Raw genomic sequence first — 24,286 nt, forward strand, 5'->3', positions numbered from 1 at the left:
AGGCCGCCAGCGGAGCGGCCACCCTGGCCGACGGCGCGGACCAGACCGCCGCGGGCGCCGCCACCCTGAGCACCGGCGCCTCCGCCGCCGCCGACGGCGCCGCCAGCCTCAGCACCGGCGCTACCGCGGCGAAGACCGGCGCCGAATCCTTGGCCACCGGGGCGTCCTCGCTCAGCGACGGCCTCCTCGGACTCAAGAACGGCGCCGGCACGTTGCGCGACGGCCTCACCGACGGCGTCGACAGCATCCCCGACACGAATGCAGATACCCGCAACCTGCAGGCCTCCACGATCGCCGACCCGGTCGACCTGCACAAGGCCGCCGTGACCTCCGCAGGAACCTACGGCGCCGGCCTGGCCCCGTTCTTCGCCAGTCTGGCCGGCTGGATCGGCATCTACGCGCTGTTCCTGATCGTGAAGCCGGTCTCCCGCCGCGCCATCACGGCGCTGCACTCACCGCTGAAGATCACCCTGGCCGGCTGGCTCACCCCGGGCATCCTGGGGCTGCTGCAGATGGCGGCGCTGTTCGGGATCCTCACCGGTGTGCTGCACTTCGAGGTGCACAACCCGGTGGGCACCTACGCGATGATGGGCCTGGCCGCGATGACGTTCGCGGCGATCATCCTCGCGCTGAACGTGTGGCTGGGCAGCGTGGGCCAGTTCGTCGGCCTCGTGCTCATGGTGATCCAGCTGGTCACTGCCGGCGGCACCTTCCCGTGGCAGACCCTGCCGGCTCCCCTGGCGTTCCTGCACCACGTGATGCCGATGAGCTACGCGGTCGACGGCATCCGTCAGCTCATGTACGGCGGCAACCCGGCCACCGCGCTGAACGACGCGGGCGTGCTGCTGCTCTGGCTGACCGGGGCGCTTGTGCTCGCCGCGATCGGCGTGGTGCGGATGACGCACTTCCGCACCCTGCGCGACCTCAAGCCCAGTCTGATCGGTTGACCACCGAACGCCGCCCCGCATATTGCGGGGCGGCGTTCGTTTCGGCCGGGCTCAGCGCCGACGGGCGGCCGGCGTGAGTTCGGCCGCGCCGTAGCTGTTGTCGTCGGGGTTCATGGTGACGCCGGGGGCGACGAGTTCGTCGATGCGGTCGAGGATCTCGGCCGACAAGGTCACGTCCGCGGCGGACAGCTGCGAGACCAGCTGCTCCATTGTGCGCGGGCCGATGATCGCCGAGGTGCGAGTGGTGGGGATGCCGGCCGTGGCTGCCCGGCTCTCGTCCGGTCAGGCGGGCGCGACCTCGTTGACGACGCGGAGCCCGTTGAGGGTGCGGGGGTACCCGATGAACGGCAGCAGCTGGGTGAGCGTGTCGATGAGCATGGCGCGGGTGTTCCCCACGTTGAGATTCGCCCGGACATGACCGGCGACCTGGGGTTCGCAGCCGCCCAGCGAGACCAGCATCGCGAAGGTGAGGAGCTCGCGGGTGGGCACGTCGATGCCGGTGCGGGTGTAGTGGTCACCGAAGCAGTTGCCCGAGAGGAAACGCTGGATGTGGGCCTCGTCCGCCGGAGCGGCGGTGTACATCCGGTCCACCGTGTCGGCGCCGACGATGCGTTTCTGCATGGCGAGGCCGTCGCGCATCCGGGTCTCGGGGGTCGTCGTCGACTGGCCCGGAAGCGGCAGCGCGACGCCTCGCGCGGTGAGGATGTCGTTCGTAGCGTGCAGGAAGTCGAAGGCCTTCGCCATGCCCACGTACGGCACGGCCTGGTAGACGATCTCCTTGAGCTGCACCGGCGTCAGACCGGTGGTGAGGGCGGCGCCGGCCATGACCCGGAATTCGGCGAGCGCCTGCGTGGCGATCATCGACCCCAGCTGCAGCATCACCCGGTCGGTCGGAGTCATCGCGCTCTCACGCAGCACCTCGGCGAAGGCGAAGTTGTCGAAGTACTCGATCAGCTCGGGGTCGGTCTGCGCCAGGGTCGAGGCGTGGCCGGGAAACAGCTCGTCGTGGTTCTTCTGTGCTTCGGCGCTCACGGGCATGGTCGGCTCTTTTCTTTTCTCAGGTCGGTCGGGTCACCCCGTCGTCTTTCGAGCGTAGGCGGGCTCCCCCGCGCGAAACAGGCTCTGCCGGGGCACCTCTGGGGCTGATGCGCGGTGTTCACTCGGGGCTGTTAGCATCGGCCCCGATAGCGCCTAGGGTTCCGGGACGAGACCGTCCGTCTGGTTCGAGCGGCGCCACGGTCCGTCGCAATCGGCGAGTCGTCATCTCAAGGGATAGAAGCCTGGAGGACTCCTGTGTCGCGCCATCACGCGCGGTCGGAAGGGTCCACCCATGTCTGTCTTCGCTCTGGTTCTCGTGCTGTCGGCCGCGCTCTGCCATGCCGCCTGGAATGTACTCGCCCACGGGGTCAGCCGGATCGGGGTGCCGTTCCTCTGGTGGGGTGCCGCAGCCAGCACCGTGATCTGGGCGCCCCTGATCCCGCTGACGGGCGGGTTCGGCACAGCGGGTCCCGATCTGGTCGTCGGCTTCACCACCGGGGTGTTGGTCTCCGGGGTTCTGCACGTGGCCTACATGCTGGTGCTGCAGCAGGGCTACTCGCGCGGCCGGCTGTCCACCGTCTACGCCACGGCGCGCGGCACCGGCCCGGCGCTGAGCTCCTTCCTCGCCGTGGTGCTTCTCGGCGAGAGCATCGCCCCGGTGGCGCTGCTCGGCATCATCGTCATCGTCGTCGGCGTCATCGCCACCGGACTCATCGACCGCAAGGCGCCCATGCTGGGCCGTCGGCGCCGACCGGATCCGAGCATCCTCTTCGGGGCGCTCACCGGCGTCACGATTGCCGCGTACACGATCTGGGATGCGCACGCATTGCGCACCTGGGACCTGTCGCCGGTGGCGTTCATGGTGGGCTGCTGCCTGATGGAACTCGTTCTCTACCTGCCGGCGGCGTACCGGCGCCGGGGCGAGATGCTCGGGGTGGCGCTCTCACACTGGCCACGCATCCTGGCCTTCGGGGTGCTCTCGCCGCTGTCTTACATCCTCGTGCTCACCGCCGTCACGATGGCGCCGGTGGCGCTCGTCGCGCCGATCCGCGAGGTGAGCGTGGTGCTAGTCTCGCTCTTCGGCGCCCTCGTCCTGCGCGAAGGCGCGGCCGCCCGGCGCATCGCGGCGTCGGTCGTGGTCGTGGGCGGCGTCCTGCTGCTGGCGCTCTGAGGCGAGCGTCAGGCGCCGACGGACCGGATGAAGTGGGCGCCATCCTGGCGGCGACCGGATGCCGACACCGTGAACCGCACGATGTCGCTGCGGTAACGGTCGTCGGAGGATTCGATGGTGAGGCCGTCCGGATCGCGGGAGACCCGGCGCAGCCGCAGGATCGGCGCCCCGACAGCGAGGTCCAGCAGGGCCGCATCCGTGGTGTCCGCGGCGACGGCGTCGATCTCGTGGTCCACCTCGGCTGACTTCCAGCCGCGGGACTCGAGGAACTCGGTGATCGACACGGTGTCCAGATCCACGTCGAAAAGATGCCGGCCGACCTGCTCGATGTAGGTCAGCCGCTCCACCATGGTGGGCCGGCCGTCGAGGGTACGGAGACGGAGCACCTCGACAACCCTGTCACCCTCGCCGATTCCGAGCGCCGCTGCCTGCTCGGCGGTTGAGCGCCGCAGCCCCACCTGTTGGGTGTCAGCACCGGGTATCGCACCGTTCTGCCGCGCCCACTTGGTGAACGGAATCGAGACGTCGACGGCCTGGGGGGCCCGCCGCTCGATGACACGACCGGGGCGACCCCGGGTTGTCTCGATGAGCCCCTCCATCCGTAGGGCCGCCAGGGCGTTTCGGATGGGGCCCCTCGATGTGTTCCACCGGGCGGCGAGCTCCCCCTCGGTCGGCACGTCCTGGCCCGGCCGGAGGCGACCGGTGGCGATAGCCGAACGCAGATCATCGGCAATTTGCTTGTACATAACATCGGTCACATAGGAACCTTACTTGCTCCGACGGGTGGACGGATAGGGAATTCCGGGGGCCTTCAGGGGTTAGATCGGTTAACACGTCATGAACTCTGCCGAGATAGGCATACATCTGAGTCGCGCTCAGGCAGAATTTTTGAGTCCCACCGACTACAGCCCGAAAGGCAACCATGACGACCCGTGCCCGTATCTCCGTCGCGACACTCGCCCTCGCCAGTGCCCTCACGCTCGTGCTCACCGGATGTTCCGGTGCGGCTTCCTCCGCCGACCCCGCCGCATCCGGGGAAGACGGTTCCGGCTACGCCGTCGACTCGAACACCCTCGTCTTCGGGGTCGTTCCCGACTCCGTCGACACCCAGACCAACTACCAGCCGCTGATGGACTACATCGCGCAGGAAACCGACAAGACCGTCGAGTACCACGAGTCCACCGACTACGCGGCCCTGATCGAGGCGGCCATCGCCGGCCAGATCGACGTCGCGTCGTTCTCCGGCTTCACCTACGTGACGGCGACCAACAACGGCGCCGAGCTGTCCCCCATCTCGTCGATCGTCACCGAAAAGGGCCAGGAACCCGGCTACTACTCCGAGGCGATCGTGCCCGTCGGCAGCGACATCACCTCGATCGCCGACCTGAAGGGCAAGACGGTCTGCTTCGTCGACCCGTCGTCAACCTCCGGCTACCTGTTCCCGAGCCACAACCTGATCGAGGCGGGCCTGGACCCCGAGGCTGACATCACGCCGGTCTTCGCGGGCAAGCACGACGTCAGCGTTCAGAAAGTGGGCGAAGGCGTCGAGTGCGAGGCAGGCTTCGCCGAGGACAGCGAGGTGGAGAAGTCGGACAAGGTCACGGTCATCGAACGCACCATGGTTCCCGGTGCCCCGATCGTCGAGTCCGACACGCTGCCCACCGACGTGAAGGAGAAGCTGCGCGAGATCCTCTCCGAGGTCACCGCAGACGACATCGTCGCGGCCGGCATCGACAGCGCCGACTCCGAGGGCTTCCGCAGTGTCTTCTACGGCACCACGCCGGTCGACGACGAGTACTACGACCAGATCCGCGACATCTGCGAGGCCACCAACGCCACCCAGTGCCAGAAGTAACCAGCAGGCGACCCTGACCACCCCGAACCGGAAGAATCCGATGCCGACGACACAGTCCACCCCGCCCGAGACCGTTGTAGAACTCGCCGGGCTCTCCAAGCAGTTCGGCAGCACCACCGCTCTCGATGGCGTTTCCCTGACGGTGCGCCGCGGTGAAGTCGTCGTCCTGCTCGGACTCTCCGGGTCGGGCAAGTCCACCCTGCTGCGCCACATCGATGCGCTCGATCTACCCAGCGCGGGGTCCGTCAAGGTCCTCGGCGAGGACGTCCCCGCCCTCTCCGGCCGCCGGCTGCGCGCCCTGCGCAGCCGGGTCGGCTTCATTTTCCAGCAGTTCGAGCTCGTGCCGTCGCTGTCGGTGCTCGAGAACGTCCTCACCGGCGCTCTCGCCGAACTCCGAGGCCCGCGGCTCGGGCTGTGGAGTTACCCGAAGTCCAAGAAGCTTCGCGCCCTGGCCCACCTCGACCGCGTCGGCCTGCTCGACCGCGCCTACCAGCGCGCCGACACGCTGTCGGGCGGACAGCAGCAGCGCGTCGCGATCGCTCGGGCGCTCATGCAGAACCCGAGCATCCTCCTCGCCGACGAACCCGTCGCCTCCCTCGACCCGGAGTCCAGCGACCAGGTGATGGCGCTGATCCGGGAGATCGCCTACGAAGAAGGCCTCACCGTGCTCTGCAGCCTGCACCAGGTCGACCTCGCCATCGCGTGGGCCGACCGTATCGTGGGCCTACGGCACGGGGCCGTTGTGCTCGACATGCCGGCCACCGGGCTGTCGAAGGCCCAGGTCATGGAGATCTACGGTCGCGTGGCGACGAGCACCGACGAGTTCGAAGCCGTGCAGACCGAGCTGATGAACGAGGCCGCCCGGTGACCAGCACCCTGCCGCCGCGCGTCACACTCCGGCCGCCTGCGTCCGGCGTCGCCGAGCGGGCACCCCGCCCCCGCCGCGAACCCGAACGGATCGCGGCAGTCCTCACCCTCGGCGCCCTCGTCATCCTGGCCATCGGCTCGCTCGTTGACATCGACATCTCCCTGCCACGGATGCTGCAGAGCTGGTCCAACGCCGAGAGGTTCTTCGAGCGTGTCGGTGCCGTCACCTTCCCCGAGACCGGCGAGCTTCTCACACTGACCGCGCAGACTCTCGGGCTCGTGCTGACGGGAACGCTCCTGGCCGCGGTGCTGTCGGTTCCGCTGGCCTACCTCGCGGCGTCGAACACCTCGCCGGGGCGCACCTGGCGGGTTGTCGCCCGGTTCCTCGGTGTGCTGGCCAGGGCCGTTCCGGATGTGGTCCTCGCGATGGTCTTCGTGCTGATGTTCTCGCTCGGCTCGCTGCCGGGCATCCTGGCGATCGGCATCCACTCCGTCGGCATGATCTCGAAGATGTTCGCCGACGCCATCGAGCAAATCGACGAGGGCCCCAGGCTCGCCATCCGGGCGTCGGGCGCCTCCACTCTCCAGCAGTTCACCGCTGGTGTGCTGCCGCAGGTACTGCCGTCCTGGGTGGCCACGGTGCTGCACCGCAACGACATCAACCTGCGCGGCTCGGTCATCCTCGGCTACGTGGGTGTTGCGGGCCTCGGCCTCGAGATGTCGTACGCGTTCAAGTCGCTCGAGTACGGCCGCGGTCTGGGCATCGCTGTCGTCATCTTCGTCCTCTGCGTCCTCATGGAGATCGTGTCAAGCACTGTGCGTGCGGTGATGCTCGGGTCCGGCAACACCGCCACCGGCCCGTTCGACAGGCTGTTGCGCCGGTTCCGCCGGTCCGCCCCCGCTCTCACTCCGCGACGGCCGCTCACTCCGGCCGCCACTCCGGAGTCGGCTCTGCACCGTCCGTGGACGGGCGGCCGGGTGCGCAACAGCATCGCCGGCGTCCTCACCGCCATCGCCATCGTCGCCGGGGTCGTGGTCAGTGACATCCAGTGGAACGACTTCCTCACGTTCTGGTCCCGGGTGCCCGAGGTTGCCGTCCGGTTCTGGCCGCCGTCCTTCGGCAGCTACGAGGTCGCCACCATGCTCGAGGCCATGCGCGAGACCATCATGATCGCGCTCGCGGCCACGCTGATGACACTTGTCGCCTCGACAGTCATCGGATCGCTCGCAGCGCGGAACGTCGCCCCGAACTCCACCACCCGCAGCGGCTTCAGGTTGCTGCTGGTCACTGTGCGCGGCATACCCGAACTCATCCTCGCGATCGTGCTGATCGTGATCAGCGGATTGGGCACCCAGGCCGGCACCATCGCCCTCGCCGTCGGCGGGATCGGTTTGCTCGGCAAGCTCATCGCCGACTCCCTCGAGGAGGTGGACAGCGGGCCTGAGCGGGCGTTGACCGCGACCGGCGCGACCCGCCTGCAGGTTTACACGGGCGCAACGGTGCCGCAGTCCGCCCAGGCGATGCTCGGGCATACCTTCTACCTGTTGGACACCAACATCCGCGCCGCCACCCTGCTCGGCATCGTCGGTGGCGGCGGGATCGGCTACTACCTGCTCAACTCCAGCCAGGGGTCGAACTACGCCACAGTCACGGCCATCGTGCTGATGATCCTGGTGACGGTGCTGGTCATCGAAGGGCTCGCCATCTGGATGCGTCGGGTGTTCCGATGACCGGGCGGTTCGACGTAGCCGTCGTCGGCTCCGGGATCGTCGGCCTGGGAGCCGCGTACGCGGCGGTGCGACGGGGCCTCCGGGTCGTGGTCATCGAGCGCAGCGCCGAACCGGTGGGCGCGACGGTGCGGAACTTCGGGCACCTCTGCTTCACCCCGCAGTCCGGTGACGCGCTCCGGTACGGCATCGCCTCGCGGGAACTGTGGCTGCGCCTCGCCCGCGACGCCGGGTTCTGGCTGCGGGAATCCGGCACCCACGTTGTCGCCAGGCACGACGACGAGCTGGCCCTCCTGGTAGCGTTCGGCGCCCACCAGGCCGGCAGCTTCGGTGATGGCCCCGCTGTCACCCTGCTGGATTCCGCGACCATGGCTGCCGAGATCCCGGTAGAGCGATCGAAGCTGGTCGGCGGCGCGCACCTGCCGTACGACCTGCAGACCGATCCGCGCTCCGCCGCGGCGGCGATCCGGCGGCACTTGGCCACCCTGGGCGTCGAATTCCGGATGCGCACCTCGGTGGGCCAGGTCGGCACCGGAGTCGTCGACACCAGCAGGGGTCCGATCGGCGCCGACACCATCGTGGTCGCGGTCAATCACGACATCGATCAGATCCTGCCCTCACTGGCCGAAAGTCACGGCATTGTCCGCTGCTCGCTCGACATGCTCAGGGTCGACCTGCCGCTGACCCGGCCGCTCTCGGCGCCGCTGCTCACCGGCTGGTCGCTCATCCGCTACAGCGCGTTCGCCACTCTGCCGGAGGCCGCGGCTGTACGAAACCGGCTGCACGACGAACGGCCCGACCTGGCCGCCATCGACCTCAACCAGATGTACACCCAGCTGGCAGACGGCAGCGTAATCGTCGGCGACTCGCACGCGACGGGCACCACGGCGTCGCCGTTCCAGACGGAGTCGACGTTCGACCTGCTGCTGGCGGAGGCGTCCACCCTGTTCGGCGCACCACCACGGGTACTCGAACGGTGGCAGGGCGTGTACGCCAGCGCCGCCGACGAGTTCCTGGTGGCGGAGCCCGAACCCGGGGTGTTCGCCCTCGCTGCGACCACCGGCATCGGAATGACCACCGGACTCGGCCTTGCCGAGACCATCCTCTCCGAGCGTTTCGGCGCTCTCACCCTCACGAAAGGCGCCTGATGACGCTGCACACCTCTGTCTCGCTTGACTCCTCCCGCACCCCCGGCTCCGCCCTCGACGGCATGGAACTCGTGGTGTTCGACATGGCCGGCACCACCGTCGGCGACGACGGCGTCGTCGAGCTGGCCTTCCAACGCGCCGCCGAACGCTCTCTGCCGACCACGGCGTACTCCCCGGACGACGCCCTCGACTACGTGCGCACAACCATGGGGATGTCCAAGATCGACGTCTTCACCCACCTGGCCGGCGGTGACATCGACGCAGCGACGCGGGCAACCGCCGCGTTCGAGGCAGCGTACGCCGAGCTGATCGAGGAGACCGGTGCCACCGAGATTCCCGGGGCCGCCGCGCTGATCCACCGACTCCGCGCCGACGGGGTGCAAGTGGCGCTGACCACCGGCTTCGCTCCGGTCACCAGGGACGCCATTCTGCGCTCCCTCGGCTGGCTCGACCTCGTTGACATCGCCCTCTCCCCCATCGACGCCGGGCGCGGGCGTCCCGCCCCCGACCTGGTGCTCACCGCGGCACTGCGAGCCGGCGTCAGCGCGATGAGCACGGTTGCCGTGCTCGGCGACACGGCCAGCGACGTGAGATCTGGCCGGGCGGCCGGCGCCGGCCTGGTCGTCGGGGTCCTCAGCGGCGCGCACGACCGGGCCACGCTCGACGCTGCCGGCGCCGACGCCGTCATCGACGACGTCAGCCTGCTGCCCACGCTCACCCGATGACGGTGGATGCGGGTACCGCGTCGACCCATGTCCGGCTCGACCCGGTGGCCACCGCGATGCTCTGGCGGGCGCCGGAGCTGCCGCACGAACCTGCACCCGTCTCCCGCGTGCGGCTGCAGGCGCTGGAGGTGCTGGTCGAGATCGAGCTCGCGACGATCTGCGGCTCCGACGTGCACACCAGCCGTGGTCGCCGGGCCGCGTCCACGCCCCTCATCCTGGGCCACGAGCAGCTCGGCCGGATCGTGGCGGTCGGCAGCGGTGCGCCGCGCGCGGCGGACGGCGCACTCCTCGCCATCGGCGACCGGATCCTGTGGTCGATCGCTGCCAGCTGCGGGGTGTGCGATCGGTGCGCCGTCGGGCTCACCCAGAAGTGCCGCGGGCTACGAAAGTACGGGCACGAACGCTTCCAGGACGAGTGGTCGCTCTCGGGAGGGTTCGCCACCCACGCGCACCTGCTCGCCGGCACTCCGATTGTCCGGCTGCCGGAGACCGTGCCGGCCGCGGTCCTGGCACCGGTGTCGTGCGGCACTGCGACGGCCTGGGCCGCGCTTGCCGCCGCAGAGCGGATGCACCGGTCGGTCGCGGCCACAGCCTTCGTCAGCGGTGCAGGCCTGATCGGACTCACCCTGACCGCGATGGCCTCCGATCGGGGCATCCGGGTGGTGGTGGCCGACCCGGACCCCACCCGCCGCCAGCTCGCCCTGCGGTTCGGGGCCGCCGCGAGCTACAACCCGCTGGCGGGCCCGGCCGAACGACAGCGCGCCGTTGACGCGGCCGGCGCCGAGGACGGCTTCGATGTTGTCGTCGAGGCCTCCGGTGCCCGCGAAGCGGTGGCCGGCGCTGTGGCCGCGGCGGCGGTCGGCGGGGTGATCGTGCTCGTCGGCAGCGTCTTTCCCACCGAGCCTGTTCCGGTGGATGCGGAGCAGATCGTGCGCCGCCTGATCACCGTGACCGGGGTGCACAATTACACCGCCGACGACCTCGTGAATGCCACGGCCTACATCCTCGAGCGCTGGAGCAGCCATCCGTTCACCGAGCTCGTCGGAGACACCGTGGTGTTGGCGGACCTCGACGAGGGCATCCGTCGGTCCGGGCCCGGCGGCCCGGTGCGCGTCGCCGTAGACCCGCGGCGCTGACCGGGTGCGTCGGCAGCGAGGGCACCGCGCCGCAGCATTCGAACACGTGTACTATTCGAGGCGTGCGTGAGACGAACCCGACTGGAAGCCCCGTGCTGCACGTGGATGCCGACGCGTTTTTTGCGTCGGTCGCGCTTCGGTCCCGGCCCGAGCTCACCGCTCGGCCCGTCGCCGTCGTGGCCCACGTCTACATCGCCAGCGCGAACTATCCAGCCCGCGCTCGCGGCGTGCGCTCCGGAATGCTGGCCACGGACGCGCTGAGGCAGTGTCCCGAGCTGACCCTGATCGACGTACCGCGTGCGGAGGTCGAAGAGGTGGGCGACGCTCTCTTCGACATCTTTCATGGCTGCGCCACAGCGGTGGAGCCCGGCTCGATCGAAGAGGCCTTCCTCGACGTCGGCGCGACCGACTGGGCGGCTGCCATCCACGCCGGGCACGCGCTGCGCCGGCGGGTAGCCAGCGAACTCGGCATCCCCATCAGCGTCGGGGTGGGCAGCACCAAGCTGATGGCGAAACTCGCCTCGCGCCGGGCGAAACCCGACGGTCTGTACGTGATCGAGGCCGGCGAGGAAGCCGAACTGCGCACCACCCTTCCCCTGACAGACGTCTGGGGAATCGGCGCCACCACGCTCGCTCGGCTCACCCGTATCGGGGTGTTCAGGCTGGGCGACGTCGACGGCATCCCTCAGAACGAACTGCAGCATGTCTGCGGCACCGCCATGGCTCGGCGATTGTGGCGAATTCGCGCGGGCACCGACGATGCTCTTCTGCGGCCGGTCGAACAACGCACCGTCCTCACGGCCGAGGGCTCCACCGCTGGTTACGGCCGACCAGACCACACCCCACAGGAGCTGACCCTGGCTTGCGTCGAGCGGCTCTGCAAACGCGCCACACGGGCGGGGCTCGCGGGCACCGGCATCACGCTCACCCTGCGGCCGGAGACCGGCGGCAAAGCGATCGTGCTCAAGCGCACGCTCGTCGGAGCAACGACCGGCCGGGACACCTGGCTGTCCGTCGCGGCCGATCTGCTCGCCGGCGAGCGGGTGCCCCGCCTGGCCGGGCTTCGTGTCTCCCTGACGGGGCTCCTCCCCCTCGACCGGGTTCAGCACACCCTGTTCTAGACCGTTAGACGGCGGCGATCACCGCGGCGGCCACGGCGGATGCGACGCGCTCGTCGAACGGGCTGGGCACGATGAAATCGGCGGCCAGGTCGTCACCGATCAGGGCGGCGATGGCCGTGGCTGCGGCGATCTTCATGGCGGTGGTGATCCGGCGGGCGCCGGCATCCAGCGCGCCACGGAAGATGCCGGGGAATGCCAGCACGTTGTTGATTTGGTTCGGGTAGTCGCTGCGCCCGGTGGCGACGATCCTGGCGTAGCGCGCAGCCACCTCGGGCGCCACCTCCGGGTCGGGGTTGGACAGCGCGAAGATCATGGCGTCGTCGGACATCGTGGCGAGCAGGTTCTCGTCGACCGTGCCCGAGGAGACACCGATGAAGACGTCGGCGCCCGCCAGCGCCTGGGCCGGCCCGCCGTGGACCTGGCGCGGGTTGGACCTGACCGCGAACCGGGCCTTGACGCCCAGGAGGTCGAAGCGGCGATTGCTCAGGATGCCCCGCGAGTCCAACACCACCACGTCCTCGACACCCACCTCAAGCAGCAGGGCGGCGATCGCGATCCCTGCGGCGCCGGCGCCCGAGACCACGACCCGGAGCCCGCGGAGGTCGCGGCCCAGCACCTTGGCGCCGTTGGTGATCGCCGCAAGCACAACGACTGCCGTGCCGTGCTGGTCGTCGTGCATCACGGGCATGTCGAGGGCCTCGATCAGCTTGGCCTCGAGCTCGAAGCAGCGCGGCGCCGAGACGTCTTCGAGGTTCACGGCGCCGAAGCTGTGGCGCAGCCGCACCAGGGTCTCGACGATCTCGTCGACATCGGTGGTGTCGAGCACAAGCGGGATCGAGTTCAGCCCGGCGAAGCGCTGGAAGAGCGCCGACTTGCCCTCCATCACGGGCAGAGCCGCGGCCGGGCCGATGTCGCCCAGGCCCAGCACCGCGGTGCCGTCACTGACGACGGCGACGAGACGGCTCGCCCAGGTATGCGAGGCTGCGACGGCGGCATCCGTGTGGATGGCCCTGCTGACCTCGGCGACGCCGGGCGTGTAGACGACGGCCAGGTCTCGCGCGGAGTCGATGGGGCGGGCCAGCTCGATGCGCAGCTTGCCGCCCTCGTGGGCGGCGAAGATCTCGTCGGTGCTGACGCCGGTGCCGAATGCGGTGCCGACGTCGGCGGACTCGGCGGGCAGGGTGAGGGACATGGCACGGCCTTCGCGGTCGGAACAGGGAAAGCCGCACACGCACAGGGACATCTCGAGACCGGCCTGGATTCAGGCTACGGCCACCGAGGCGCCCGCACCCGGGACCATTGGCCTATTAAGACTCCGGGAGGCGTCGGAGACGAGGGCGGGCCTGAGCGCCGCGCCGGTGACGAGGAACCAGCGGCCGGGAGCGAGCGCCCGGCCGCCGCATCCGCTATCGGGGCTCGGGCTCCTTCAGCGCCTCGTCGGCGCGGTCGTCCGCGGGCGTGGCAGCACCCGTAGCAGCGCTGGCACCGGCGTGACCGTGGTGAGCGGCCTCGAGGGCCTCGGCCTCCGCGCCACCAACCGCTTCGCCGCGAGCGACCATTCCGGCGACGTCGGAGAGCGTGATCTGCTTGAGCATCAGGGCGAGGAGGAACGCCAGCCCGATGAACGGCAGCAGGTACCAGAACACCGGCGCCAGGGCATCCGCGTAGGCCGCCACCACGCCGTCACGCACGACGTCGGGCAGCGCGTTCAGGGTCTGCGGGTCGATGGTGGAGGTGGCCGCAGCGGCATCCGTGGCGTTCGCGCCGGCGTTGGTGAACACACCGGTGAGGTTCTCGGTGAGCCGGTTGGTGAAGATCGTGCCGAACACGGCCACACCGAGCGCCGCACCCACTTCGCGGAAGTAGTTGTTCGTGCTCGTCGCGGTGCCGACCATGGACGGGTTGACCGAGTTCTGGGCGACCAGGACGACGACCTGCATGATCAGGCCGAGGCCGGCGCCGAAAATGAACAGGAACACACAGATCAGCCAGATCGGCGTCTCGGCGGTCAGGCTGGTCATCAGCACCATCGCGAGCGCGGTGAGGATGGTGCCGATGATCGGGAACATCTTGTACCGGCCGGTCTTGGTGATGGCGATACCGGAGATGATCGAGGTGCCGATCAGGCCGGCCATCATCGGCAGCATCAGCAGACCGGATGCGGCCGCGGAGGTCCCCGAGGACATCTGCAGGAAGGTGGGCACAAACCCGATTGCGGAGAACATGCCCAGCCCCAGGGTGAGCCCGATCAGGGTGGCGTTGACGAAGGTCGGGTTCTTGAACAGCGTCAAAGGAATGATCGGGTCTTTCGCCTTCGCCTCCGTGATGACGAAGAGGATTGCGGCGAGGAGCATGCCGGCGCCGAACAGCCAGGTCTCGATTGCTTCCCAGCCGTGGTCGGCGTTGCCGCCGAAGTCGGTGAAGAAGATCAGGCAGGTCGTGAAGGCCGACAGGAAGATGACACCGAGGATGTCGATCGGCTGGGTGGCCTTCTTGCTCGGCAGCCGCAGGGCGAACCAGGCGATCGCGAAGGCCGCGATGCCGACGGGGATGTTGATGTAGAACGCCCACTGCCAGGTGAGGTGGTCGACGAAGAAGCCGCCGAGGAGGGGTCCGCCGACGGCGGAGAGGCCGAATACCGCGCCGAGTGGGCCGAGGTACTTGCCGCGCTCCGAGGCGGGCACGATGTCGGCGATGATCGCCTGGGAGAGGATCATCATTCCGCCACCACCAAGGCCCTGCACGGCACGCCAGACGACAAGCTGGGTGAAGTCGCCGGCGAATGCGCAGCCCACCGAGGCGATGGTGAACAGCGCGATCGCGATCAGGAACAGGTTGCGCCGACCGAGCACGTCACCGAACTTGCCGTAGACGGGCATCACGATGGTCGTGGCCAGCAGGTAGGCCGTGGTGAGCCAGACCTGGTGCTCCACGCCGCCGAGCTGGCCGACGATGGTGGGCATCGCCGTGGAGACGATGGTCTGGTCGAGGCTGGACAGGAGCATGCCGGCGATCAGGGCGCCGAAGATGATCCAGATCCGCCGCTTGGTGAGGAGGAGCGGCTCCGCTGAGGTGGTGGTCACGAAATGTTGCCTTTCAGGAGGTGGGGACGGCCAGGACGAGGCGCATGGCGTCGAGCGAAGAAGTGAGGATGACGGCGAAGTCGCGGTCATTCGCCGGATCGACGAAGGTGTCGGCGGTGGATTTCATGAGGGTGGAGAGGATGCTCACGATCGCGACGACGCGCGGGTCGTCGTCGCTGACGTCCTGCCGGTTGGCGATGAGGCCCCGGAACTGGCGGTCGCGGTCCCGGGAGATGCCGATGAAGCGAGCGAGCAGGCGCGGCTCCCGCTCCAGGGCCGCCATGAGGTCGGTGTGCTCGCGGGGATCCATGTCGTCGGATTCGATGTGCTCGACGGCCAGCGCGATGAGGTCGTTGAGCACCTGTGGCCAGGACCCCGCGCCCCGGGCCAGGAATTGCTCGGCGAAGCGCCGGAACTCCTCGTCGGGGTTGGCGCCGATGACGGCATCCTCTTTGCTGGCGAAGTAGTTGAAGAAGGTGCGCCGCGACACGTCGACAGCGTCACACACCTCTTCGATCGTGAACCCGGCCAGGCCCCGCTCGGCGGTGAACCGACGAGACACCGCCGTCAGGTTGGCGGCGGTCTTGCGCATCCGTCGCTCAACACGGGTGGGGGTTGCACTTTCTGACATAGAGTGCAGTTTTGCACCATTTGAATCACAGTGCAAGTCAACTGGCCGAGCATCGGCGCCGCGCTTGGCAATGGGTCACCCGTCACTGTATGGTCAGTGAATGCTGACCATTACGAACCATCTCGACGTCATGAATCGACTGGGTCGTGCGATGGCCGATCCCACCCGATCCCGCATCCTCCTGAGCCTGCTCGAGGAGCCCGGCTACCCGGCCCGCATCGCCAGGTCACTCGACCTGACCCGGTCGAACGTCTCCAACCACCTGAGTTGTCTGCGCGGCTGCGGCATCGTGACCGCGGCACCGGAAGGGCGGCAGACCCGGTACGAGATCGCCGACCCCCATCTGACCCGCGCACTGGCCGCCCTCGTCGAGGTCGTGCTCGCCGTGGACGACGGCGCGCCCTGCACCGAAACCGACTGCGACGTTCCCGGCTGCTGCGGCACCGCCGCATGACCGTCAGGACCACGGCACCGTCACTCGACCCGATCCGGCGCCGGGTACTGCAACGTCGCATCCGGCTGGTCGTGGCGATCACCATCGGTTACAACGTGATCGAGGCGGTCATCGCCCTGACCGCCGGCACCGTCGCCTCCTCCGCCGCGCTGGTCGGCTTCGGCCTCGACTCGATCGTGGAGGTGCTCTCGGCCGCGGCGATCGCTTGGCAGTTCGCGGCGCCGGACCCCGAGAAGCGCGAGCGGGTGGCGCTGAAGGTGATCGCGGTCTCCTTCTTCGCGCTGGCGGCCTACGTGAGCGTGGATGCCGGGCTCTCGCTCTTCGGGGTGCGCGAGGCCGAGCACAGCCCGGTGGGAATCATTCTGGCCGCGGTGAGCCTGGTGATCATGCCGGTCTTGAGTTGGTTCGAGCGTCGCACCGGCCGGGAACTCGGGTCGGCATCCGCCATCGCCGACTCGAAGCAGACCCTGCTCTGCAGCTATCTCTCGGCCGCGCTGCTGGCCGGGCTGCTGCTCAACTCCCTGCTCGGCTGGGCGTGGGCGGACTCGATCGCGGCCCTGGTGATTGCCGGTTTCGCGGTCAAGGAGGGGCTCGAGGCGTGGCGGGGCGATGCCTGCCCGGTTCCACTGTCGGCTCTCACCGGCGAACGGGCTGCAGAGACCGGCCGCTGATCGCACCCTCGCCGGCCCCGTGGTTCGTCGGCGTACCAGTTATGGCCCACTGCCCCCGCTATAGCGGGCGCGATGGGCCATACGAGGTGCAGCGGTCAGAGGACTAGACGGGCGACTCCTGGTGGGCGGCGATGGCCCAGCCGCCGTTGTTCTCGTCGAAGAGATACGTGGTGGACATCTGCAGCTCGGTGGCGACGTCGCCACGCCAGGCCGTCGACCGGTAGACCAGCACGCCGGCGTGTTCACCCAACCGGATGACGGCCGGCTCGTGCAGTTCGTACCGGTCCAGCGGAGCGGCGGTCTTGAAGGCGGCGCGCACGTCGTCGCGGCCGAGCACCACCCCGGGCAGGATCAGCAGACCGTCACCGGTCATGGTGCGCTGGTAGTAGTCACCGCCCTTGCCGGCGAGGATGGCGCGCCACCCCTCGTGGGCTTCGTGCAGGAGTCTGGCGGGGAGATCGTCGGTGATCGCAGTCATGACTCCACGCTAGCCCTCGGGCGTGCCGGCCGGGTCAGAATTTGTGCTGAAGAATCCAGGCGTGCATCGTGACCGCGGCAGCCGCGGAGGCGTTCATCGACCGGGTCGAGCCGAACTGGCTGATCTCCACCAGGGCATCACCGGCGGCGACGGCCTCCGGCGAGAGGCCTGGACCCTCCTGGCCGAAGAGCAGCACACAACGCTCGGGGAAACTGAAGGTCTCCATGATCACGCTGCCTGGCAGGTTGTCGATCGCGATGATGGGCAGGTTCTCGCTGAGGGCCCACTGAACGAACGCCGCCACATCCGGGTGATGCAGCACGTGCTGGTAGCGGTCGGTGACCATGGCGCCGCGCTTGTTCCAGCGCTTGCGACCGATGATGTGCACGGTGTCGGCGCCGAAGGCGTTCGCGCTGCGAACGATGGAGCCGATGTTCATGTCGTGCTGCCAGTTCTCGATGGCCACGTGGAACGGGTTGCGCTTCTCGTCGAGGTCGGCGACGATCGCCGCCATCGTCCAGTACCGGTACCGGTCGATCACGTTGCGGGTGTCACCGTGCTCGAGTAGTTCGCGGTCGTAGTACGGCTCGTCCGGCCACTCGCCGGCCCACGGGCCGACCCCGTTGGTGGACAGCTCTGGCGTGGGGTTCAACGGTTCTGGCACTGCACCACCGTATCCCGCGGAACGTCGCCCGCGGCACCCAGGGGTTGCCCCGCCGTTCTTTGTACTGCTACGTTCTTTGTATTGCTACGAAAGGTGGATGCCGATGGTCCGCCCCGGAAACTGGAGGCGCGTGTGTCGTTGGTGTTCGTGTTCTGTGCCCTTGCAATCGTGTTCTCCTTCACCCCGCTCAGTTCGAGCAAGCCCGCCAACCGGGCCCGGGAACTCGACAAGTACGCGCGGCGCCTCGGCGTCGCCGTGCCCGTCGACAGCTCGGACCGGATCATCGGCCGGCTCATCCGGCGGGAGCGCGCGCTCCTGACCGGAGGGCTCACCGGCATCGTGCTCGCGGTCATCGCGGCTCTGCTGCTGCCGGCGGGCTTCGACGCCGCCTACGTTCCCGTGCTGGTCTTCGCGGGGCTGGGCGTCGGCAGCGCCGTCGGTGCCGCCCTCGCATCGTCGACGAGTGCGTTGAGCATCCTCGTCGGCCCTCGGATCGCCCGACCCACCACCCCGGTCTACGCCGACTACGTTCCCCCGCTTGAGCGTTGGAGCGGTCGCCTGCTGCCCGCCCTGGCTCTCCTCGCCGTGTTCGCGGCGTGGGTCGCGTTCAGCGTCGGAGCGCTGGGCGACGCGCGGCTCACGGCCGCGTACATGTGGACCTCCGCCGGCGCCTGGCTCGCCTACGCGTCGGTCGCCGGACTGACAGTGTCCGCCCTGCTATCCCGCCGGATCCTCGGTCGCGGCCAGCCATCGACATCCGCCACCGAACTCGCCTGGAACGACGGTCTGCGCTCACAGGCCCTGCGCGACCTGCAGGCCGTGCCCGTCACCCTGGGCTTCGTGTCCCTGCTGAGCACCTTCTTCGACATCGGTTCGCTGTCCGACTACGCGGGCGGCGGCGCCACCGCCGCGGCAGTGGGCCTTGGCCTCCTCGCCGCGCTGTTGGCCGGCGGCACCACCCTGCTCATCGTCGACATCGCCTCGAGGCCGCAGCAGTATTACTGGCGTCGGCTCTGGACCGACCGAGCCGTGGGCACCTCGGCGTGATCCTCGTCATCGATCCCGACTCCGGGATCCCCCCATACGAACAGCTTCGATCGCAGATCGTGGCGGCCGTGGTCGCGGGCGATCTGGGGCCAGGCGCGCAGCTGCCGACAGTGCGCCGCCTGGCTGACGACCTGGGCATCGCCCCCAACACGGTGGCGCGCAGCTACCGCGAACTCGAACGCGACGGAGTGATCGAAACCCGCGGCCGCAACGGCTCCGTGATCGCCGGCCCGGCAACTCCGGGCCCGGCAGCGGATGCCGCCCAGGCCTACGCGCGCCGGGTCGGCGAATTGGGCTTGACCCGCGACGCCGCCCTCGAGCTGGTCCGGGCGGCGTTGGACGGCGCCGGGCCCTCCCCGAGCGGCACCTCCGGCTAGAGCCGGACACCCAGCTTGCGTTCACCTCGGGTTCGCTACCCTTGAGCGCAGGGTGCGCATCAGCCGGCAGCCGGCGCGGTTCCGACCGCGTTCGGTACCGGAATCATCCGATCGAGACCGCAATCATGACCCCGACCGGAAGGCAGCTGTATGCAACCCACACTCTTCGGAATCGATTTCCTTGACTCCGAGTGGCTGATCGGCTGGTTCGGCTCGTTCGTGCTGCTTGGCGTGGCCGCCGTGGTGTTCGTCGAAACCGGCTTCATCGTGCTCTCGTTCCTGCCGGGCGACTCGCTCCTGTTCACAGTGGGCCTTCTCACTGCCACCGGAGACATCCCGGTCTCGATCTTTGTGACCTGCGCGATCATCTTCGTCGCCGCGTTCGCGGGTGACCAGCTGGCCTACGGCATCGGCCGCAAGGCCGGGCCGGCCGTCTTCGCGCGCGAGCAGAACCGTTTCTTCAACCCGAAGAACGTGGAACGCACGAATGCGTTCTTCGCCAAGCACGGCGGCAAGGCCGTCATCATCGCGCGCTTCCTGCCCGTCTTCCGGGCCTTCGTTCCCCTCGCCGCGGGCGTGGGCAAGATGAGCTACCGCACCTTCGTGACCTTCAACCTGATCGGCGCGTTCGCCTGGGGTGTTGGCCTCACCATGGTGGGCTACCTGCTCGGCCAGATCCAGTTCGTCGCCGACTACTCCGAGTACTTCATCATCGGCATCGTGCTGCTCTCGGGCATCCCGATCCTCACCGAGCTCTTCAAGGCCGGGCGCGAGGCCATGCGCAGCCGCGGCAAGGCCGCGGTGCCTGCCGTGGAGCTGCCGAAGGACGTGCTCGAGTAGCTCATCGAGCAGACGGATGCCTGCCCCGGACTGGGGCTGACCTACCCCAGGCGCGCCTCGCTACATTGAGGACCTGATACTGCCGAGCGACCGCGCAAGGCAGCGGAATCATTCGACCCGGGGGGCGTCGCGATGGGCAGGTTCATCTATGACTCCACACTGACCGTGACCCTGGACGACGACCTGCTCGGCCAGCTCCAGGCCGTGATCGGGGCCAAGTTCCGGCTCAAGCAGTCCTTCTACTTCAGCTGGGGCTACCCTGCCAACACCGGGGAAAGCCGCACCATGATCTGGCTGACCCCGAGCATCTCCGTGCAGTTCCACTACCGCGCGTCTCGCGCCCCGGCCCTCGACCGCGACCGGATGGCCACGCTCCTTGCCGAAGCGAACAGCCCCAACGGGCTCGTCCTCATCATCGGCGCCTGAGCCACGAGGCACGACCTCGTCACCGAGCGATCCCCCGAAGGGTTTCGGGTTACCTAAATAATCTGTAGGCTTTAGGCATGCCTCAATCTGACCCAGCCGCGACCGCCGCCGTCGCCGAACCGGCCACCCCGCCCGCACTGAGCTCGGTCGCCTCGACCCGGCTGCTCTGGCTGCTGGGGCCGGCACTGGTGGCCGGCGTGGCGTATCTGGACCCGGGCAACGTGGCCAGCAACATGACCGCTGGCGCCAGGTATGGGTATCTGTTGGTCTGGGTGGTCGTGGCCGGCAACCTGATGGCCTGGCTGATCCAGTATCTGTCGGCGAAGCTGGGCATCGTCACCGGCACCAGCCTGCCGGAGATCCTCGGGGTGCGTATGCGTCGTCCCGCCTCCAGACGGCTGTACTGGGTGCAGGCTGAGCTGGTGGCCATGGCCACCGACCTGGCCGAGATCATCGGCGGCGCCGTGGCCCTCAACCTGTTGTTCGGTCTGCCACTGCTGGCCGGCGGCCTGATCACCGGCGTCATTTCGATGATCGTGCTCACCGTGCAGACCCGGCGCGGCCCGCGCGTTTTCGAACGGGTCATCGTGGCCCTGCTGTTGATCATCACCGTGGGTTTCGGCGCCGGAGTCTTCTTCGCACCACCGGACGCCGGCGGTGTCATCGACGGCCTGGTGCCGCGGTTCCAGGGTGCCGACTCGGTGCTGCTGGCGGCGTCGATCCTGGGGGCCACGATCATGCCGCACGCCATCTACGCCCACTCCGCCCTCACCCGGGACCGGTTCCCGATGCAGGAGGGACCGGCCGCCACCCGCCGCCTGCTCTGGGCGACCAAATGGGACGTGACGATCGCCATGGCCATCGCGGGCACGGTCAACCTCGCCATCCTGCTCCTCGCGGCCTCTGCCCTGCAGGGGGTGCCGGGCACCGACTCGCTTGAAGGTGCCTACGCTGCCTTGCAGAGCACGCTCGGACCGGTGATCGCGACGGTGTTCGCGGTCGGGCTGCTCGCCTCCGGCCTCGCCTCCACCTCGGTGGGCGCCTACGCCGGCGCCGAGATCATGCACGGCCTGCTCAAGCTGCGGGTTCCGTTGCTGCTGCGCCGCGTCGTCACGCTGATCCCGGCACTGCTGATCCTCGGCGTGGGGTTCGATCCCACCCAGGCCCTGGTGCTGAGCCAGGTGGTGCTGTCGTTCGGCATCCCCTTCGCGCTGATCCCACTGGTTTGGCTTACGGCACAGAAGGGCCTGCTCGGCGACTACGCCAATCGGTGGTTCACCACTGTCGCCGGCGCGATTGCCGCGGTACTGCTGGTGACCCTCAACGCCGTGCTCCTCGTCCTGATCTTCACCGGTTCGTGAACCGGAACCGGCCAGCTACCCTGTAGGGGTCATGAAACCCACCACGCCTGCCGCCGAGGATTACCTCAAGACGATCTACGCGCACACCGAGTGGCAGCCGGACCCGATCACGCCCCGGGTTTTGGCCACCCGGCTGGGCATCGCCCCGTCGTCGGTGACCGAGATGGTGAAGAAGCTCGCCGCCGACGGGTTCATCGCCCATGTGCCGTACGGCCCGCTCACCCTCACACCGGCCGGGCGGATACGGGCCACGGCCGTGGTGCGCCGCCACCGGCTGATCGAGACGTGGCTGGTGCGCGAGCTCGGCTACACCTGGGACGAGGTGCACGACGAGGCCGAGGTGCTCGAGCATGCCATCTCCGACAGGCTGCTCGAGGCCATCGAGGCCCATCTGGGCCACCCGACGGCCGACCCGCACGGCGACCCGATCCCCGCAGCGGACGGCTCCAGCGAGCGGGTGCCCGCGGTTCTGCTCGCGGACGCGGCACCGGGCCATGCCGGAACGGTGCTGCGGGTCAGCGATCGCGACCCGGCCGTGCTGCGCGCCCTCGCCGAGGCCGGCATCGGCCCGGGCAGCCGGCTGGCCGTGGTCGACGCGACCACGGTGCGCCTGCCCGCCGGCGAGCTGCACCCGCTGGCCGCTGAGGCCGCCAGGGCTATCTGGCTGACCAGCTGAGTGCTCGCTGGGCACCGCAGATGAGTACAGCCCGCGGGGTGACGAGCCGAAACATCTCCCCGATAGTCTGGATGGCGTAGGCCGCCCCGCGATTTCGCGAAACGGCCCCGAAAGAAGGAGCGAGTCATGAGAACCCGTGACGAGATCGAATGCTGGCTCACCGATATGGACGGCGTCCTGGTGCACGAGAATCAGGCCCTGCCCGGCGCTGCCGAACTGCTGCAGCAGTGGACCGATGCTGGCACGCCGTTCCTGGTGCTCACCAACAACTCCATCTTCACGCCACGCGACCTGTCCGCCCGTCTGCGCTCGTCCGGGCTGAACGTTCCTGAGGAACGCATCTGGACCTCGGCGCTGGCCACAGCCGACTTCCTCAAGCAGCAGAGCCCCGGCGGCACTGCATTCGTCATCGGCGAGGTCGGACTCACCACGGCGCTGCACGAGGCCGGCTTCATCATGACCGAGACCAACCCGGACTACGTAGTGGTGGGCGAGACCCGCAACTACTCGTTCGAGGCCATCACCAAGGCCATCCGCCTGCTGCTGAAGGGCGCCCGGTTCATCGTGACCAACCCGGATGCCACCGGCCCCAGCGCCGAGGGACCGATGCCGGCCACCGGCGCGATCGCCGCGCTGATCACCAAGGCCACGGGCATGGAACCGTACGTGGTGGGCAAGCCCAACCCGATGATGTTCCGGTCGGCGATGAACCGCATCGGTGCGCACTCCGAGAACACCGGCATGATCGGCGACCGGATGGACACCGACATCGTGGCAGGGATCGAGGCCGGCCTGCATACAGTGCTGGTGCTCACCGGGATCAGCGACCCAGCCGAGATCGCCCGCTACCCGTTCCGTCCGGACGAGATCCTCGACGGCGTGCACCAGCTCCTGGCCGCCGGTCCGATCGAGTCCGACGAGATCTAGCCGCCGGTATTCCGCCGTCACACACGAAAGCCGGGCCCGAGGGCCCGGCTTTTGTGTGTCGTGCGTGGTTGCGGCGAGCGGTCAGGCGACCGGGGCCAGGCTCGTGGTGAGCGGCTCCCCGGAGGACCGGCTGGCGAAGCAGTAGTAGTACCTGTCACCGGCATCCCACTGCTCGGCGCTGACCGGGTAGCTACCCTGCAGCTGCACGTCCGCGTAGGCTCCGGCGGCCTCGAAGTCGATCACACCGGGAGCACTGCAGAGCACATTGATTTGCTCGGCGAACGCCTGCTCGCCGGGGAACGGTGAGCCGCTGTCGCCCTCGAGGGTGCCCCGGTACACCAGCTGGGCCGTGTGCGGGGTGGCGCAGTCCACGACGGTGAACTCCTCGTCCCACGGTGACGTGTACGGCTCAAGGCATTCGGTGCCGAACAAGGCATCCCAGGCGTACACACCGGCCGCCAGGGGCGCGCTGGCGGCGGGCTCGGGAGGCGTCGTGGGAGTCGGCGTGGCACTCGGCTCGGCCGACGCGGATTCGGTGGGCGCGGCCACCGGGGGGCCACCCAGGTTCTGGCCCAGGAAGAACAGCCCGATGATCACAAGCACGGCGAGCACAGCGCCACCGGCCCAGTACAGAGAGCGTTTGGTCGGGCGCCTCGGCGGTGTTCCATCGGCCGGACGGCTGCGGCGGGGGCCGGTCTCGTCGGTCGTGGGCTCCGGTGCGGCGTGGGCATCTGTGACGGGTGACGGCGCGACCGCACCGGTGGCGGCAGCCGCGGTTGCAGCGGACACCGGCAGCGCGGCCGGCGGCTCTTCGGCAGCCGGCGCGGCCACGTGGGCGGCTCGGTGCGGTGCGGGCGCGACGGATGCGGCAGCAGCGGTGCGCGGTGCGGCACCGGTGTCCAGCGGGCTCGGCGG

The 24,286-nt window shown here is 68.9% G+C and carries 26 protein-coding genes and 1 pseudogene; 18 read left to right on the plus strand and 9 right to left on the minus strand.

Annotated elements, in window-relative coordinates:
- Positions 1-947 (plus strand): YhgE/Pip family protein (locus E3T61_RS20095; protein WP_166793331.1); only part of this gene is annotated, 947 nt, incomplete at its 5' end.
- A 51-nt stretch (positions 948-998) separates the two neighbouring features.
- Here E3T61_RS20095 and E3T61_RS20100 read toward each other — a convergent pair.
- Together E3T61_RS20100 and E3T61_RS20105 are read right to left on the minus strand one after the other, a co-directional pair.
- Complete coding sequence (locus tag E3T61_RS20100; RefSeq protein ID WP_420898508.1) at positions 999-1,157, minus strand: hypothetical protein; 159 nt, start codon at positions 1,155-1,157, stop codon at positions 999-1,001.
- 72 nt (positions 1,158-1,229) lie between these two features.
- Complete coding sequence (locus tag E3T61_RS20105; RefSeq protein WP_134642618.1) at positions 1,230-1,985, minus strand: carboxymuconolactone decarboxylase family protein; 756 nt, start codon at positions 1,983-1,985, stop codon at positions 1,230-1,232.
- Positions 1,986-2,277: 292 nt separating this feature from the next.
- Here E3T61_RS20105 and E3T61_RS20110 point away from each other — a divergent pair, with 292 nt between their 5' ends.
- Positions 2,278-3,156: an EamA family transporter gene (locus tag E3T61_RS20110; RefSeq protein WP_134642619.1), complete on the plus strand. Its 879-nt coding sequence runs from the start codon at positions 2,278-2,280 to the stop codon at positions 3,154-3,156.
- Between the two features lie 8 nt (positions 3,157-3,164).
- Here the strand turns inward: E3T61_RS20110 and E3T61_RS20115 are convergent, their stop codons facing one another.
- The gene (locus E3T61_RS20115) at positions 3,165-3,914 is read right to left on the minus strand and encodes a GntR family transcriptional regulator (RefSeq protein WP_241992714.1); all 750 of its coding nucleotides are present in this window, start codon (positions 3,912-3,914) and stop codon (positions 3,165-3,167) included.
- Positions 3,915-4,078: 164 nt separating this feature from the next.
- Here E3T61_RS20115 and E3T61_RS20120 point away from each other — a divergent pair, with 164 nt between their 5' ends.
- The 7 genes from E3T61_RS20120 (at position 4,079) to E3T61_RS20150 (ending at position 11,736) form a co-directional block, all read left to right on the plus strand.
- Positions 4,079-5,011, plus strand: a complete 933-nt coding sequence (locus tag E3T61_RS20120) for a phosphate/phosphite/phosphonate ABC transporter substrate-binding protein (protein ID WP_134642620.1) — start codon at positions 4,079-4,081, stop codon at positions 5,009-5,011.
- A gap of 40 nt (positions 5,012-5,051) precedes the next feature.
- On the plus strand, positions 5,052-5,879 hold the full coding sequence (gene phnC, locus E3T61_RS20125; protein WP_134642621.1) for a phosphonate ABC transporter ATP-binding protein: 828 nt from the start codon (positions 5,052-5,054) through the stop codon (positions 5,877-5,879).
- Entirely contained in the window at positions 5,876-7,609 is a 1,734-nt protein-coding gene (phnE, locus tag E3T61_RS20130; RefSeq protein WP_241992715.1) for a phosphonate ABC transporter, permease protein PhnE, read from the plus strand. The genes phnC and phnE overlap by 4 nt, the downstream gene beginning before the upstream one ends.
- The gene (locus E3T61_RS20135; RefSeq protein ID WP_134642622.1) at positions 7,606-8,754 is read left to right on the plus strand and encodes a TIGR03364 family FAD-dependent oxidoreductase; all 1,149 of its coding nucleotides are present in this window, start codon (positions 7,606-7,608) and stop codon (positions 8,752-8,754) included. The genes phnE and E3T61_RS20135 overlap by 4 nt, the downstream gene beginning before the upstream one ends.
- Complete coding sequence (locus tag E3T61_RS20140; protein ID WP_166793332.1) at positions 8,754-9,479, plus strand: HAD-IA family hydrolase; 726 nt, start codon at positions 8,754-8,756, stop codon at positions 9,477-9,479. The genes E3T61_RS20135 and E3T61_RS20140 overlap by 1 nt, the downstream gene beginning before the upstream one ends.
- The gene (locus tag E3T61_RS20145) at positions 9,476-10,615 is read left to right on the plus strand and encodes a zinc-binding dehydrogenase (RefSeq protein ID WP_241992716.1); all 1,140 of its coding nucleotides are present in this window, start codon (positions 9,476-9,478) and stop codon (positions 10,613-10,615) included. The genes E3T61_RS20140 and E3T61_RS20145 overlap by 4 nt, the downstream gene beginning before the upstream one ends.
- 62 nt (positions 10,616-10,677) lie before the next feature.
- A complete protein-coding gene (locus E3T61_RS20150; RefSeq protein ID WP_166793333.1) occupies positions 10,678-11,736 on the plus strand; it encodes a Y-family DNA polymerase in 1,059 nt (352 codons plus the stop codon).
- Between the two features lie 4 nt (positions 11,737-11,740).
- Here the strand turns inward: E3T61_RS20150 and E3T61_RS20155 are convergent, their stop codons facing one another.
- The 3 genes from E3T61_RS20155 to E3T61_RS20165 form a co-directional block, all read right to left on the minus strand.
- Entirely contained in the window at positions 11,741-12,928 is a 1,188-nt protein-coding gene (locus tag E3T61_RS20155; RefSeq protein WP_134642624.1) for an NAD(P)-dependent malic enzyme, read from the minus strand.
- A gap of 214 nt (positions 12,929-13,142) precedes the next feature.
- On the minus strand, positions 13,143-14,819 hold the full coding sequence (locus E3T61_RS20160; protein ID WP_241992717.1) for an MDR family MFS transporter: 1,677 nt from the start codon (positions 14,817-14,819) through the stop codon (positions 13,143-13,145).
- Between the two features lie 13 nt (positions 14,820-14,832).
- The gene (locus tag E3T61_RS20165) at positions 14,833-15,450 is read right to left on the minus strand and encodes a TetR/AcrR family transcriptional regulator (RefSeq protein WP_134642626.1); all 618 of its coding nucleotides are present in this window, start codon (positions 15,448-15,450) and stop codon (positions 14,833-14,835) included.
- Positions 15,451-15,550: 100 nt separating this feature from the next.
- Between E3T61_RS20165 and cmtR the strand changes: the two genes are divergently transcribed.
- A complete protein-coding gene (cmtR, locus tag E3T61_RS20170; protein ID WP_134642627.1) occupies positions 15,551-15,904 on the plus strand; it encodes a Cd(II)/Pb(II)-sensing metalloregulatory transcriptional regulator CmtR in 354 nt (117 codons plus the stop codon).
- Entirely contained in the window at positions 15,901-16,575 is a 675-nt protein-coding gene (locus E3T61_RS20175; protein WP_134642628.1) for a cation efflux transmembrane domain-containing protein, read from the plus strand. The genes cmtR and E3T61_RS20175 overlap by 4 nt, the downstream gene beginning before the upstream one ends.
- A 103-nt stretch (positions 16,576-16,678) precedes the next feature.
- Here E3T61_RS20175 and E3T61_RS20180 read toward each other — a convergent pair whose 3' ends face one another.
- Entirely contained in the window at positions 16,679-17,053 is a 375-nt protein-coding gene (locus E3T61_RS20180) for a DUF4440 domain-containing protein (RefSeq protein ID WP_134642629.1), read from the minus strand.
- 34 nt (positions 17,054-17,087) lie between these two features.
- Positions 17,088-17,717, minus strand: a complete 630-nt coding sequence (locus E3T61_RS20185; RefSeq protein WP_134642630.1) for an RNA methyltransferase — start codon at positions 17,715-17,717, stop codon at positions 17,088-17,090.
- 132 nt (positions 17,718-17,849) lie between these two features.
- On the opposite strand from E3T61_RS20185, the gene E3T61_RS20190 reads away from it, so the two are divergent.
- The 7 genes from E3T61_RS20190 (at position 17,850) to E3T61_RS20220 (ending at position 23,371) form a co-directional block, all read left to right on the plus strand.
- On the plus strand, positions 17,850-18,764 hold the full coding sequence (locus tag E3T61_RS20190; RefSeq protein WP_134642631.1) for a hypothetical protein: 915 nt from the start codon (positions 17,850-17,852) through the stop codon (positions 18,762-18,764).
- Positions 18,761-19,141, plus strand: a complete 381-nt coding sequence (locus tag E3T61_RS20195) for a GntR family transcriptional regulator (protein ID WP_338145550.1) — start codon at positions 18,761-18,763, stop codon at positions 19,139-19,141. Before E3T61_RS20190 ends, E3T61_RS20195 begins: the two co-directional genes overlap by 4 nt.
- 150 nt (positions 19,142-19,291) lie before the next feature.
- Complete coding sequence (locus E3T61_RS20200; RefSeq protein WP_134642632.1) at positions 19,292-19,981, plus strand: DedA family protein; 690 nt, start codon at positions 19,292-19,294, stop codon at positions 19,979-19,981.
- 132 nt (positions 19,982-20,113) lie between these two features.
- Positions 20,114-20,407, plus strand: coding sequence for a DUF7882 family protein (locus E3T61_RS20205; RefSeq protein WP_134642633.1), 294 nt, complete (start codon positions 20,114-20,116; stop codon positions 20,405-20,407).
- A gap of 77 nt (positions 20,408-20,484) precedes the next feature.
- Positions 20,485-21,768, plus strand: coding sequence for an Nramp family divalent metal transporter (locus tag E3T61_RS20210; RefSeq protein ID WP_134642634.1), 1,284 nt, complete (start codon positions 20,485-20,487; stop codon positions 21,766-21,768).
- Between the two features lie 31 nt (positions 21,769-21,799).
- Positions 21,800-22,444, plus strand: a complete 645-nt coding sequence (locus E3T61_RS20215; RefSeq protein WP_134642635.1) for a metal-dependent transcriptional regulator — start codon at positions 21,800-21,802, stop codon at positions 22,442-22,444.
- A gap of 126 nt (positions 22,445-22,570) precedes the next feature.
- The gene (locus E3T61_RS20220) at positions 22,571-23,371 is read left to right on the plus strand and encodes an HAD-IIA family hydrolase (RefSeq protein ID WP_134642636.1); all 801 of its coding nucleotides are present in this window, start codon (positions 22,571-22,573) and stop codon (positions 23,369-23,371) included.
- A gap of 81 nt (positions 23,372-23,452) precedes the next feature.
- Here E3T61_RS20220 and E3T61_RS20225 read toward each other — a convergent pair.
- Positions 23,453-24,286, minus strand: a pseudogene (locus E3T61_RS20225) (septum formation family protein); the annotation flags it as partial.

The sequence above is a fragment of the Cryobacterium lactosi genome, assembly GCF_004403945.1.
Classification (GTDB): domain Bacteria; phylum Actinomycetota; class Actinomycetes; order Actinomycetales; family Microbacteriaceae; genus Cryobacterium; species Cryobacterium lactosi.

Excerpts from the sequence above, each read along its gene's own strand:
- E3T61_RS20100 (WP_420898508.1), bottom strand. The coding sequence starts at position 1,157 with ATGGAGCAGCTGGTCTCGCAGCTGTCCGCCGCGGACGTGACCTTGTCG.
- E3T61_RS20105 (WP_134642618.1), bottom strand. The coding sequence starts at position 1,985 with ATGCCCGTGAGCGCCGAAGCACAGAAGAACCACGACGAGCTGTTTCCC.
- E3T61_RS20110 (WP_134642619.1), top strand. The coding sequence starts at position 2,278 with ATGTCTGTCTTCGCTCTGGTTCTCGTGCTGTCGGCCGCGCTCTGCCAT.
- E3T61_RS20120 (WP_134642620.1), top strand. The coding sequence starts at position 4,079 with ATGACGACCCGTGCCCGTATCTCCGTCGCGACACTCGCCCTCGCCAGT.
- phnC (WP_134642621.1), top strand. The coding sequence starts at position 5,052 with ATGCCGACGACACAGTCCACCCCGCCCGAGACCGTTGTAGAACTCGCC.
- E3T61_RS20135 (WP_134642622.1), top strand. The coding sequence starts at position 7,606 with ATGACCGGGCGGTTCGACGTAGCCGTCGTCGGCTCCGGGATCGTCGGC.
- E3T61_RS20140 (WP_166793332.1), top strand. The coding sequence starts at position 8,754 with ATGACGCTGCACACCTCTGTCTCGCTTGACTCCTCCCGCACCCCCGGC.
- E3T61_RS20145 (WP_241992716.1), top strand. The coding sequence starts at position 9,476 with ATGACGGTGGATGCGGGTACCGCGTCGACCCATGTCCGGCTCGACCCG.
- E3T61_RS20155 (WP_134642624.1), bottom strand. The coding sequence starts at position 12,928 with ATGTCCCTCACCCTGCCCGCCGAGTCCGCCGACGTCGGCACCGCATTC.
- E3T61_RS20165 (WP_134642626.1), bottom strand. The coding sequence starts at position 15,450 with ATGTCAGAAAGTGCAACCCCCACCCGTGTTGAGCGACGGATGCGCAAG.
- cmtR (WP_134642627.1), top strand. The coding sequence starts at position 15,551 with ATGCTGACCATTACGAACCATCTCGACGTCATGAATCGACTGGGTCGT.
- E3T61_RS20175 (WP_134642628.1), top strand. The coding sequence starts at position 15,901 with ATGACCGTCAGGACCACGGCACCGTCACTCGACCCGATCCGGCGCCGG.
- E3T61_RS20180 (WP_134642629.1), bottom strand. The coding sequence starts at position 17,053 with ATGACTGCGATCACCGACGATCTCCCCGCCAGACTCCTGCACGAAGCC.
- E3T61_RS20200 (WP_134642632.1), top strand. The coding sequence starts at position 19,292 with ATGCAACCCACACTCTTCGGAATCGATTTCCTTGACTCCGAGTGGCTG.
- E3T61_RS20205 (WP_134642633.1), top strand. The coding sequence starts at position 20,114 with ATGGGCAGGTTCATCTATGACTCCACACTGACCGTGACCCTGGACGAC.
- E3T61_RS20210 (WP_134642634.1), top strand. The coding sequence starts at position 20,485 with ATGCCTCAATCTGACCCAGCCGCGACCGCCGCCGTCGCCGAACCGGCC.
- E3T61_RS20215 (WP_134642635.1), top strand. The coding sequence starts at position 21,800 with ATGAAACCCACCACGCCTGCCGCCGAGGATTACCTCAAGACGATCTAC.
- E3T61_RS20220 (WP_134642636.1), top strand. The coding sequence starts at position 22,571 with ATGAGAACCCGTGACGAGATCGAATGCTGGCTCACCGATATGGACGGC.